8 protein-coding genes are annotated in these 12,369 nt (G+C 33.2%); 5 read left to right on the top strand and 3 right to left on the bottom strand.

The window, feature by feature from the left end; translation table 11 throughout:
* Nucleotides 1-782 precede the first annotated feature (782 nt).
* The 4 genes from AOG54_RS05970 (at nucleotide 783) to AOG54_RS05985 (ending at nucleotide 6,390) form a co-directional block, all read left to right on the top strand.
* Nucleotides 783-2,549, top strand: coding sequence for an enoyl-CoA hydratase-related protein (locus tag AOG54_RS05970; protein WP_054963785.1), 1,767 nt, complete (start codon nucleotides 783-785; stop codon nucleotides 2,547-2,549).
* A 1-nt stretch (nucleotide 2,550) separates the two neighbouring features.
* On the top strand, nucleotides 2,551-3,681 hold the full coding sequence (locus AOG54_RS05975) for an acyl-CoA dehydrogenase family protein (RefSeq protein ID WP_048101205.1): 1,131 nt from the start codon (nucleotides 2,551-2,553) through the stop codon (nucleotides 3,679-3,681).
* 93 nt (nucleotides 3,682-3,774) lie between these two features.
* The gene (locus AOG54_RS05980; RefSeq protein WP_048101206.1) at nucleotides 3,775-4,929 is read left to right on the top strand and encodes an alpha-hydroxy-acid oxidizing protein; all 1,155 of its coding nucleotides are present in this window, start codon (nucleotides 3,775-3,777) and stop codon (nucleotides 4,927-4,929) included.
* Between the two features lie 699 nt (nucleotides 4,930-5,628).
* Nucleotides 5,629-6,390 (top strand): crotonase/enoyl-CoA hydratase family protein, encoded by a 762-nt coding sequence (locus tag AOG54_RS05985; protein WP_048101207.1) that lies wholly within the window; start codon nucleotides 5,629-5,631, stop codon nucleotides 6,388-6,390.
* 15 nt (nucleotides 6,391-6,405) lie between these two features.
* Here AOG54_RS05985 and AOG54_RS05990 read toward each other — a convergent pair whose 3' ends face one another.
* Both AOG54_RS05990 and AOG54_RS05995 read right to left on the bottom strand, forming a co-directional pair.
* A complete protein-coding gene (locus tag AOG54_RS05990) occupies nucleotides 6,406-7,854 on the bottom strand; it encodes a 4-hydroxyphenylacetate 3-hydroxylase N-terminal domain-containing protein (protein WP_048101370.1) in 1,449 nt (482 codons plus the stop codon).
* 120 nt (nucleotides 7,855-7,974) lie between these two features.
* Nucleotides 7,975-9,639, bottom strand: coding sequence for an AMP-binding protein (locus AOG54_RS05995; RefSeq protein WP_054963860.1), 1,665 nt, complete (start codon nucleotides 9,637-9,639; stop codon nucleotides 7,975-7,977).
* Between the two features lie 224 nt (nucleotides 9,640-9,863).
* Between AOG54_RS05995 and AOG54_RS06000 the strand changes: the two genes are divergently transcribed.
* A complete protein-coding gene (locus tag AOG54_RS06000) occupies nucleotides 9,864-11,510 on the top strand; it encodes an AMP-binding protein (protein ID WP_054964100.1) in 1,647 nt (548 codons plus the stop codon).
* A 295-nt stretch (nucleotides 11,511-11,805) separates the two neighbouring features.
* Here AOG54_RS06000 and AOG54_RS06005 read toward each other — a convergent pair whose 3' ends face one another.
* Entirely contained in the window at nucleotides 11,806-12,318 is a 513-nt protein-coding gene (locus AOG54_RS06005) for a DUF6789 family protein (RefSeq protein ID WP_054964501.1), read from the bottom strand.
* Between the last annotated feature and the right edge of the window lie 51 nt (nucleotides 12,319-12,369).

Here is a 12,369-nt window from a genome sequence, read left to right on the forward strand (position 1 = left end):
TCTATTAATAATATAATCATTTTTTATTTCTATTACCTCTGATTGATAAGAATTATGAATTTCAACAATCTTATTTTTTATAATTTTAAAAGGAACACCAATTCTTGATGAAACATATATAAATTCATTTATAACCATTTCTGGTATTATTATAATGCCTATTTTATTTAGTACCTCTTTACATCATTGTGGTATTCCGAATCCTCAATGAATTCATAGATTAATACATTTGTATCTATTATGGCTTCCGTCCTGTTTTTCCCTGTATTCCTCATTTGCTTTGTCTATTTCAGTATTTGTTAATTTTCTCCCAAGCCTATATGTCAATTTGAGTTTATCTTTTTCTATGTTTTTATTTTTATTACAGTTCCTTAATTTTTCGTTTATTAATAGAGAAAGTTTTTTTTATGTACCATATCTTTCTATAGATTCATCAATAAGTTCTTTGTATATATTATCATCCAAAATGATGGTTGTTTTTACCAATTATATTATAAATCGCAATAAATATTTTATGGTAATATGGTTATATGGGCATATAATTCTATATCTCTTTATTATTTAATAATTATATCTGTATGATAGTAATTCCCCTGAATATAGACTTTAATTTTAGTTATGTTATGTTTTACCGGAAAAATATATTAGAATAAAAACGTTTAATTCATGGTACTATGATTAAAAATATTGGAATTATTTTGTATTCTCGGAAAATTAATCAGGAATTTTTATCGCTATGTAGAAGATTACAGTATAAATCAATTTTTTATTACACTTCAGGAATGAATAAAAATAGTGTTAAAAATGAACAGATAGCAGGATTAAACCATATAAATATCATTGAAAATATAAATGATATAATGCCTGCAGAAATAATTTTCTTTTTTATAAATTTAGAAGATAATAATGCTGTGGAGATGCTAAATAAGTTAAAAAGTTCTTTTCATGGCACACTTTGTATTATTCCAGAAAATTTAAAAACCCTTTTATCAGAAGAAAATCCCATTGATTTATCAGGATTGAATATAATAAATTTTCCGGAACTTACATTCACGCCATTTACTGAACTTTTGCCTGGTAAATACATTGGGCATAAAAAAACACATGAAATTATTAATCTCCTTAAAGAAATTGGATATAATACCGTTTTGATAAAAAATGTTTCTGGAATTAATGTACTTGATAGATTTCAAGCTAATTTTTTTAGTTCTGGCATTCAGTTAATTAATAATGGATTTGATAAAAAAACCATTGATGGTGTATTAAAATTTAGATTTGGATTTACTCATGGTATATTTCAGCTTATGGATGTATTTGGAATTGATAAAGTATTTGGCAGGTACGCATCCCTGGGGCTAAATATACCAGATATCCCTGAAAATATGTATAATGCATATCATCACAATAAAGATATGATTAATGGTTTCAGGAATTATATTGATAGAACCAGCCTAATTCCAGAAGATGATATTTATGACATAAATCCATACGATGTAATATCTCCTGTAATTAACCTTGCATCATTTCTTGTTAAGTATGTAAAGCCAGCAGATCTGGATATGTTCCTTAAACAGGATTACGGCTCTCAAAAAGGAATATTTTCCATGGCCGACAGCATAGGAATAAATAATATAGTTGAAAACCTTGATAAAAATTACAAAAAATACAGGCTTAATTTATATAAACCATGTGGAAAATTATTAAAAATGGTTAATAAAAAAAATCTGGGTACCTTGACAGGTACAGGTTTTTATAAATATAACTCTGAAATAATGGATTTTGGCCCTGTAAAGTATAGATCTGTGGATAATTATGCTCATATTCTCATGGATAGGCCTGAAACACTTAATGCACTGAATGATCAAATGTGGGAGGGATTAAGGCTTGCCCTGGAGAGGGCAAATAGTGATGACAATGTTCTTTCCATTATTATTACAGGATCAGGCAGGGCATTTTCTTCAGGCGATGATATAAGAATGATGGAAAACTGGCAAGATTCAATTGATGCGTCATTATGGCTGGATCATTATGCCAACCCACTGATAGATGAAATTAACAGCACAAATAAACCAATAATATCCATAGTTGATGGTATTGCCTTCGGTGGTGGCTGTGAGCTTAACATGCTGTTTGACATTGTAATAGCCAGTGATAGATCAGTTTTTTCTGTTCCCGAGGGATTAATTGGTGCACTTCCACCAATTGCATCTTCTCACGGTATTTCACTTATGGGAAGAAGGTTATTTAGATATCTTTTAACATCAGAATGGATTAATGCCAGGACTGCCAGGGATATAGGCATTGTGGATCTTGTTGTCCCAGCTGAACAACTACCATTTATGATATATGAATTTACTGAAAAAATTCGAAGAAATTCACCAATGTCCATTAAAAATACAAAGAAAATCATAAATGAATATAAGATAAAATTTAGGGGTCTTGAAAGGCTTGCCGGTAATTATCTTGCCATAAATGCCAGCTCTCAGGATTTTAAAAACGCCCAGAGGGCATTTATTAATAAGGAAAAAATAAAATGGAGGGGTAAATAAAATGGATCTTAGTGGAAAACTCAGTGATGAGGAGAACCTCATAAAGAATAACTTTGATGAGTACTGTCAGAAAAATTATGTTCCAAACTATCAGCATTATCTTGATAATCGCGAATTTCCAGTGAAGATTATGAAGGATTTATCCGGGATGCTGTTGCCGCTGACACTTCCCATGGATGTTAATGAAAATGTTGATGATGTAATGCTTGGAATTATTTCCGAGGAGATGGGGAAATATGAGTTCCCATTACCTGCTTTTCTGACCATGCACTTTTCAAGGCTGCTTCCACATATAGGTGATGAAAGTTTAAGGGAAAAATATATACAAAAGTATTTATCAGGTAATTCTGTTATATGCGGGGCATATACAGAACCGGGGCATGGTTCGGATGCATACCATATAACAACCGAGGCCCATAAATCAGAAAATAAATATATAATATCAGGGGAAAAGGCCTTTGTCAGCAATCCAGGTATTGCTGATATTTTTATGGTTTCAACCAGAACTGGCAGTGGTATAAGCATTATTATGCTGGACAGTTCCATGGATGGAATTGAAACATATGAAATAGAAAATATGGCACATATGTTTAAGGGCGAATTTGGTGGCATCAGAATGAATAATGTAGGGGTTCCAGATACCTATCTGGTTGGAGAGGAAAATAAGGGATTTAAGCTTTTAATGGACATTCTTTCAATACAGAGGGTTCATGTTGGTTTATATGCGATTGGCATAGCCGAAAGTGCACTGTCTGAAGCCATTGAATATGCAAAGATGAGGAGGGCCTTTGGGATGCCAATATCAAAATTTGAGGCCGTATCATTCAGGCTGGCCGATGATATGGCAAAAATAGAGTCAATTAGGGCACTTGCCTACAGGGCACTTTCCATGGAGAACCATGGCATGGATAACAGAATAGAGAGTGCGGCTGTTAAGGGGTATGGATGTGAGGTTGCGTTCAATGCTGTTAGTGATGCCCTTCAAACACTTGGTGCTGCCGGATATTCAAAAACATCATCCCTGGAGAGAAAATTCAGGATTTCAAGGGGATTTCTGCTTGGCGATGGCACTCCAGATATACAGAAATTAATTATATCCAGGAAGATATTTGGTAAGGAGTTCAGCCCATAAATTAACAAACCCAGATAAAAGTGGTAAGAAAAATTAACATACTTTTATGTAATTTATACTAAACTTTTATATTATATTTACAATAACATTATTATGAATTATGGAATAGAATCGCAGCTAAAAATATATACCAAAACCAATGAAAATTATGATTTACCAATCTCAATAGAGGATTGGAGAAGAATTGCAATGGAAACCTTAAATAAAAATGCTTGGGGATACCTAGAGGGTGCTGCGGGAAATGAGGATACAATGAATGAGAATAGAAAAGCATTCTTAAGATATTATATCAGACCACGATATTTAAGGAACGTTGAAGGTAGGGACATTTCCATAGAATTATTTGGTAAAAAATTTGATACCCCATTTATACTCGCCCCAATAGGTGTGCAATCAATACTTCATAAGGATGCTGAAATGGCCACTGCAAGGGCTGCAGCAAATTTAAAAATGCCATTTGTTTTGAGCACGGTTTCATCTGTAAGCATAGAGGATATAGCTAAGGAAAATAAAAATAGTGAAAAATGGTTCCAGATTTATCCAGGAAGGGATAAAAAAATAATGAAGAGCATGATAGAACGTGCTGATAATTCTGGATACAGCGCTATAATGGTAACTGTTGATACAACAATGCTTGGCTGGCGCGAAATAGATTTAAAGAATGCATATCTCCCATTTTTGGAGGGTGAGGGAATTGCAAATTATTTAACTGATCCTGAATTTAGGTCAAGGCTTGGAAAAAATCCTGAGGATAATATTCAGGATGCAATAGAGGAATTTTTATTTGTATATGTTAATCCCGGATTTACATGGGAGGATTTTTCAGAAATAAGGAAATGGACTGACCTGCCATTAATTATTAAGGGTATATCTTCATATATGGATGTAAAAAAGGCATTCGAATTAAAAGCCGATGCTGTGGTTATATCAAACCATGGTGGCAGACAGGTTGATGGGGCTATCCCCTCAATAGATGCGTTAAATGAAATAACAGGAAACAATAAAATAAATGGAAGTATATTATTTGACAGCGGAATAAGGCATGCAGCAGATGCTGTGAAGGCCCTCGCTCTTGGGGCAAAGGCAGTTTTAATAGGAAGGCCCTATGCATATGCATTATCCGTTGCAGGTCAGCGTGGTGTTGAATGCTATATGAATTATTTGAGGTCTGAAATGGATCTGGAAATGGGTCTTGCAGGCTATTCATCCATAAAGGAATTAAACAGGGATTGCATATACATAAAATAATTTAATGATATAAGGAATATTCATATATTTCATTTAAATTGTAATGAAATATAATTATAGTTGAATTAATTATACAAATACATATAAAGAATTCAATCCTGTTGTTAAAAACTATTATAATTATAAGAAGAATGGGCGATTTAATTGACATAAATAATGATAATGCTCCAATAAACCATTGAATATAATATTCTGTAATGAAGAAATAATAAAGATTTAAAGGATTTGTAGATAATAAATTAAAGAATTATAAAAGATAATATTCGAAAATTATAATAAATTGGCATAAGGTCTAGTGATTATATATAATAAAGCTTAAGTAGAAAATTAATGTTGGTATGCCAATATTTTAACGAATTAAAATCAATAAAATGCAGATTATTTTGACCTGATATATAAGGCAGAATATCTAAAATTAGGACTAAAAAATTGTAGATTACCAGAAAAACATATATCCAAAATAAGAAACATTTTTTTAAAAATATTTCTGTATAATGTCTTTAATGCCCTATTTGGCAAACATTATCATCTTATTCATCTGGCCATGATTCTAAAACATATCAACACAATGAATGATTTCCATGACAGTAATATATTCAAGAAATGGAAGGATCTTTTAGATAAGAACAATTATAACAGGAAGGAAATTACATTTTTACTTAGGGTTAATTTAATATTATACTTATATATTTTAGCAAAATGGATGAGGTTATTATAAATAAAAAAGACAGAATAACCATAGTAACAATTAACAGACCAAATGTAAGAAATGCCGTGAATTATAAAACATCCAAAATGTTAGAAAATGCCATGGAAGAATTTAATTCAGATAATGAACAGCATGTATGCATTATAACAGGGAATTGCGGTAATTTTTCATCAGGTGCAGATTTATCTGATGCGGAAAAAATGAGCGGAGAAGTACTTAACAAAAACGGTCCAATGGGTTTTACAAGAATGTTTTTTCAGAAGCCATTAATAGCTGCAATAGAGGGTTACTGTGTTGCAGGAGGTCTGGAAATGGCACTCTCTGCTGACATAAGAATTTCTGGAAAGGATGCAAAATTTGGATTTCTTGAAAGGCGGTTTGGTGTTCCCTTAATAGATGGTGGCACACAGAGATTGCCGAAGATTATAGGAGTTGGGAGGGCACTTGATATGATATTAACTGGCAAGCTTATATCTGCTGATGAAGCCTATAAAATTGGACTGGTGAATTATATAACAGATAATGGAAAGGCGCTGGAAAAGGCCATTGAAATAGCAAAAATTATGGATTCATATCCATGGGATACATTAATAAATGACCGTCTTTCACTTTATAATGGACTTTATGAATCGTTGAATAAAGGTTTAAGAATAGAAGCTGAATTTGGTAAAAAAACCATTGATGGCGGTGCTGTAAGGGATGGTGCAAAAAAATTTATTTCAGGTCACGGGAGACATGGCAAAATGGATTAAAATTATTATTTATAATTATAGTTTATCCCTTATCCCTGCAGAATACTCACCGAGCGCAATGCTATTTGAATAATCATATGATCTGGTTAACTCAAGTATGCTGGCCTCTATTGATCCCTCTGCGTGAATCATTCCTGCAAGATATAATGACCCAAGGGATGAAATGAATTCCCTTAAAGTCTGGAATAATTTAATTCTGTTTATGGTTTCATTTCTATCCCTGCCTGTTAAATATTTTAATAATATATCTTTCTCATCGGGATTCTCAAAATCTTCATATGATGGCATTGTTGCAACCATACCACCGGCAATATCAACTATATTTTTTATGGCATCTGTATAGTTCTGATTTGCAAAAAGCTTTCCAACATTTGTATATATTATATTTGGAATGGCAATGCCGGAGATATTATCATAATTGCATTTATATGCCGCTGCTATTGCATTTGCCCTTAAATTTTCCTTATATTCTATAAGAACGGAAAGGTTTCTTTTTATATTAGATTTATCAGAAACGCCGTTGTATTCTGCAAGCAATTTGCCGGTGCCAATTAAAAAATCAGCAAGTGCTGCCCTGTATGAAAGTGCTGTGAATCTGTGAAACGTGGGGAACATCATGGCAAGAAGCCCTGCAAAATCATATTCACCGTTAAGGAATATCCTGTTATTTGGTATAAATACATTGTCAAATACCGTTACTGTTTCTACCTCCATGTTTTTTCTTCCAATTACTGAAAGGGTGTCATTTTCAACTGTTTCAACCTCCTTCATTGGTCTGGCAAACATGGTAATTCCCTTTGCATTTGCAGGTATAGCAAATGATACTGCATAATCCTTATCTGAAGAATTCATGCTTCTTGTTGGCAGCACTATAAGTTCGTTCGCTGCAATAGACTGTGTTGTATGTGCCTTTGCGCCTGATACATATATGCCGTTTTTGTCCCTTTTTGTTATGTGCAGGTACATATCAGGGTCCTTCTGCTCTGACGGCCTTAATGATCTGTCCCCCTTAACGTCAGTCTGTGCAACCGCAAGGCCCAAATCATTTTTGGCAGCATTATTATAAAAATTTATTACATTTTCATAATAATTGGTATGATATTTTTCATCCACCTTTCTTGATACATACATCAATGCAAAAATGGCATCTGTTCCTATTGCCTGAATAATATTAAACTGCCCCCTCCCCAATCTGGTCGTTTCATATATAAGCTCATGCCTGCGCATTAAGTCCTCCGTATTTCTTGGGATTTTGAAAAATGAACTTGTAACACCCAGATTATTATCATTATAGCAGGTAATTTCTTTATAATCAGAATCTGACTGTAATTTATATATTGAGGATGCATGATCAACCGGCACCTTCAATACATGATGATCCACAACGTCTGTAACCTTCCTTCCACGATAGTAGACAACCCTGCCATCCTTAAGGCTATTTATATAATCCTCAGCTGAAATAATCATGTGAATTCATTACCAATAATTATATATCACTTGCCATTATCCAATTAATAATAATTAATCGGGAAACATAAAAAAATAAAAGTTTGATATTTATAAAAATAAAATAAGCAAAAATTATTACCTATTACCCATTTCCTTTAGTTTTTTTATTATATAATCTTTCATGTTGAATGTGTCATCAGTAATAGCCTGATCCCTTAGCAAATATTTTTGGACTCTGCCTGTTGGTGTCCTCGGCAGGGATTCCACAAATCTAATATAGTTTGGAATCCAGAAATTCGGCATATTTTCCACACAAAAATCTATAATTCTTTCTGCATTTAGATTTTTAGTTTTAGGCACAATTGCTATCATGACCTCTTCATCATGATCCGGTTTTACAGGATATGCTGCTGCATCCCTAATTTCATCCATCTTCAATAATATCTGTTCTATCTCAAATGATGATATATTTTCTCCCCTTCTTCTTATTGAATCCTTTTGCCTATCAACGAAATAAATATTACCATCACTGTCATATTTACCCAGATCTCCAGTATGAAACCACAAGCCTCTGAATGCGTTGATGGTTGCCTCAGGCATTTTATAATACTCCAGGAAGGTTACATATGGCAGTCTGGGTCTAATTACTATTTCCCCAGTTTCTCCCGGCTTTACTGGAAATCCGTTTGGATTCTGAATCTCAACATCGAATGGTGGGGCAGGCATACCACAACTACCTGGTTTGTTTTTTTTATTAATCACATCACTGTATGGGCTTGTTACTGGAATTCCAGCCTCAGTGCTGCCATACCCACCAGTTATGTAGATATTAAATCTTTTCTCAGCCATTTCCCATACTTCCTTAGAAGCATATGCAATGGCAATAATTCTTTCATGGTCTTTTTCCTCAGATGATTCCGGCTGCTTAATAAGCATCTCAAATATGGGCCCCACGGCATGAAAATGCGTGATTCCATATTTTTTTATATCTTTCCAAAAATTTAGGGGATCAAATTTTTCTACCAGAACAATGGTGGCATTAGCCATAATTGCAGATATTGCCGCCAGATCAAGGGCCATTATATGAAATAGGGGCAGGTAAATATAAACAACACTGTCAGCTGAAACACCTCCAGCATCTATCATATCAAGTGCAGTTACAATGAATTGTGCATTGCTCTCCACAACAACCTTTGAACGGCCAGTGGTACCTGATGTAAGTATCATCGCGGCCGGATCATGGCCTTTTAATTCTGTATATATATTTTCCTTCCTATCTGAAAGCAATTCATTTAAAGTTATCATATTATCAATGCCGACGTTAATATTGCTTTGCTCACCAATTAAAATTAAATTTTCCACTGATTTTAAATTTTCTTTAATTTCCAAATAATTTTTTAAAAGTCTAGTATCAACAAATAAAAATTTTGTTTCAGGCATATTTATGTTATATATTAATGGCTCTTTTACAAATCCTGTATTTATTGTAACCGGTATACCGCCGGCCTTAAGTATACCAAGGTATGAAAATAACCATTGGGGAGAATTTAATGCATATATACCTATTCTGTCTCCTTTCTTGGCCCCCATCTTAATAAGTCCCGTAGCAATTCTTGAGCTTATTTCATCGGTTTCTTTATATGAATACCTTTCATTATTAAAAAGAATCAATGTTTTGTCTTTATTTTCCTCAGCTTTTCCTTTTATTAGATCCACTACGGACGGATATAACTCCAAGGCCTGCATATATACATCTTCCTTATAAAAGCCGGTTTTCATTGTTGGATCTGGTGGAAACATATAAAATCTAGCTATTAGAACTTTATAAACCTTTTTTAGTATACAAAAAAATAAAATTAACAGAATTAGCTTTTTATATTCTATTTTATCAATATTTTCATAATTAGATGCAATTGATGATCATAATTTGATTCACTCAAATTAACGGTTAGGCATGGAGCCAATCCTTGGATGTAATAAGGTAATATTAAATATATTTATATATAAACATTGGTTAATTTTTTATGGAACATTATAAATGGTTTAGGATATGGCCAAACTATCTTCCATATACCATAGACTATCCTGACATGAACATATGGAAAATGATGGAAATTTCATCAACGCTATACGGTTCTAAGGACGCCATAATATATTATGGACATAGAATAAAATACAGCGAAATTTATGCCGATATTAATAATCTGTCCTTGTTTATAAAATCTAAAGGAATTAAGAAGGGAGATAGGGTTGGAATAATGATGCTGAATTCTCCACAGTTTATAATTTCTTTCTTTGCCATAGCGGGTGCAGGTGCCACCATAGTTTTAATGAGTCCTGCACTGGATTACAGCACTGCAAGTTACATCGCAAAAGAAACTGGCATGAAAATGATAATAACAACCTCTGAATTAATAAAAATACCGGAAAAATTGCATGATGAATTAAATATAATTATTATTTGCGGAAACTTAAGAGATTATATAAAAAAACCGGATATACCTGTTCCTGAATTCATAACTGCAGAACATAAAATTGCTGGAATACCATGGGAGGAGGCAATAAGTCATAAGGATGGTAAAATAGACCCTAATTCAGAAATGGATGATGAGGCATTGATAGCATACACCTCAGGAACCACCGGAATACCAAAGGGATGTGTTCATACAAATAAATCTGTAATAGCAAATGCCATTGGTGCCTCTGTATGGAGAAGGTTAACCTCATCTGCCAATGAACTTGGTGCTGCGCCATTTTTCCATGTGACAGGCCTTGCATTTTCAATGCTTTCTCCCATTTACTCAGGGGCCACCATAACAATATTAACACGCTGGAACAGTGAGGCCGCAATACAGGCAATAGAAAAATATAGGGTTACACATTTTGTTTCAGTGGCGCCAATGATAGTTGACCTTTTAAACCAAAAAGATCTAAATAAAAGGGATTTTTCATCAATTAGATTTATCGGTGGAGGCGGGGCCGCAATGCCAAAGGTGCTTGCTGAGAAAATGGAGGAATTATTTAACATACCATTTGTTGAGGGCTACGGCATGACCGAGGCCATGGGGCAGACGCATATAAATCCGCCGGAGCACAGAAAACTTCAATGCATAGGTATTCCACAGTTCGGGTACGACGCAAAAATAATATCGCCAGAAACAGGGAAAGTGGTTGAAAATGAAATAGGTGAGATTGTTGTTAACGGTCCCAGCCTGTTTAAAGGTTATCTCAATAAACCTGAGGATACGGAAAATGCATTTATTTCAATAAATGGAAAAAAATTCCTTAGAACAGGAGATATTGGATACATGGACGATGATGGTTCATTTTTTGTTGTTGACCGTTTAAAAAGAATGATTAATCGTGCAGGATTCAAGGTCTGGCCGGCAGAAATTGACAACCTAATGCTTCGCCATCCTGACATACTTGAGGTATGCACAGTAGGAACACCAGATCCAAGGGTTGGAGAAGAGGTAAAGGCATTTGTGGTTTTAAAAGAATCTGGAAAAAATAAAAACATAAGTGAGAAGGAAATTGTGGCATGGGCAAGGGAAAATATAGGTGGCTATAAATATCCACATATGGTAGAGTTTACTGACAGCCTTCCAAAAACAGCATCTGGAAAGGTGGACTGGAAAAAACTGCAGGATAATGAGAGAAATAATTTATGATTATATTAATTTTAAAGTAAAAATGATTAATTTTATATTTAACTTCATTGTTTATTTATGGCCTTTTCAGTTAAATATTTAATTTGATATAGAATTGAAAAATTATTTATCCAGATATTTTTATTTCTTACACATCAATTTCAATAAATATGAGGATCTTATGAAAATATATCCAATCATAAGCATTATAATATCTTTAAAAAAATTAAAAAAATATTAATTTTATGCCTTTAATAATATAGATATTTTTGAACTTAATTCAAATTTATATACAATAAAGAGAATTTCATTTCCTTTAGTTTTTATATTCACCCTCTGTCAATATTTTATCATTACCTTCAAATCGTGTGTATAGTTTTCCAAGAAGATAGCCAAATACTAAAAGACTTATTATGCCAAGGCCTACGGATGTTATATAATATGATAATCCAAATGTCCCTATATCCAAAGCATCAATTATAACATCAAATATTATCCATATTACAAGGCCAAAAATTTCCCCCTTTATTATCATACTTTTACCCGGTAATCTTCCATTTACATAGGCAAAAATTATACCAAGGATTATTCCTATTATAAGCCCACCGATTATAGCCAAAACTATTGAACTCTGAATCTCTGTGGAATATAACTGTGATGCTGAAATATGAACTCCCAATGATGCCTCTGAAGATGCCTCCTTGGATAAAAATTTCATAATATTATTTTTATAAATAATCAATGTAATATAGCTAAAAATGCCCGCTATTACTCCATACACAAGACCAGATAATGCCCCTGCCTTACCTCCTGTTCCTACTTTTCCCATAAAAATTAAATACAAGGTCGTATTTAAATTTTGTTATATATAATATATAAT

The sequence above is a fragment of the Acidiplasma aeolicum genome (assembly GCF_001402945.1).
Lineage (GTDB): Archaea > Thermoplasmatota > Thermoplasmata > Thermoplasmatales > Thermoplasmataceae > Acidiplasma > Acidiplasma aeolicum.

What these genes read in the sequence shown, in the direction of transcription:
- AOG54_RS05970 (WP_054963785.1), top strand. Translation starts at nt 783, where the DNA reads ATGAATAAAAATAGTGTTAAAAATGAACAGATAGCAGGATTAAACCAT.
- AOG54_RS05975 (WP_048101205.1), top strand. Translation starts at nt 2,551, where the DNA reads ATGGATCTTAGTGGAAAACTCAGTGATGAGGAGAACCTCATAAAGAAT.
- AOG54_RS05980 (WP_048101206.1), top strand. Translation starts at nt 3,775, where the DNA reads ATGAATTATGGAATAGAATCGCAGCTAAAAATATATACCAAAACCAAT.
- AOG54_RS05985 (WP_048101207.1), top strand. Translation starts at nt 5,629, where the DNA reads ATGGATGAGGTTATTATAAATAAAAAAGACAGAATAACCATAGTAACA.
- AOG54_RS05995 (WP_054963860.1), bottom strand. Translation starts at nt 9,639, where the DNA reads ATGTTTCCACCAGATCCAACAATGAAAACCGGCTTTTATAAGGAAGAT.
- AOG54_RS06000 (WP_054964100.1), top strand. Translation starts at nt 9,864, where the DNA reads ATGGAACATTATAAATGGTTTAGGATATGGCCAAACTATCTTCCATAT.
- AOG54_RS06005 (WP_054964501.1), bottom strand. Translation starts at nt 12,318, where the DNA reads ATGGGAAAAGTAGGAACAGGAGGTAAGGCAGGGGCATTATCTGGTCTT.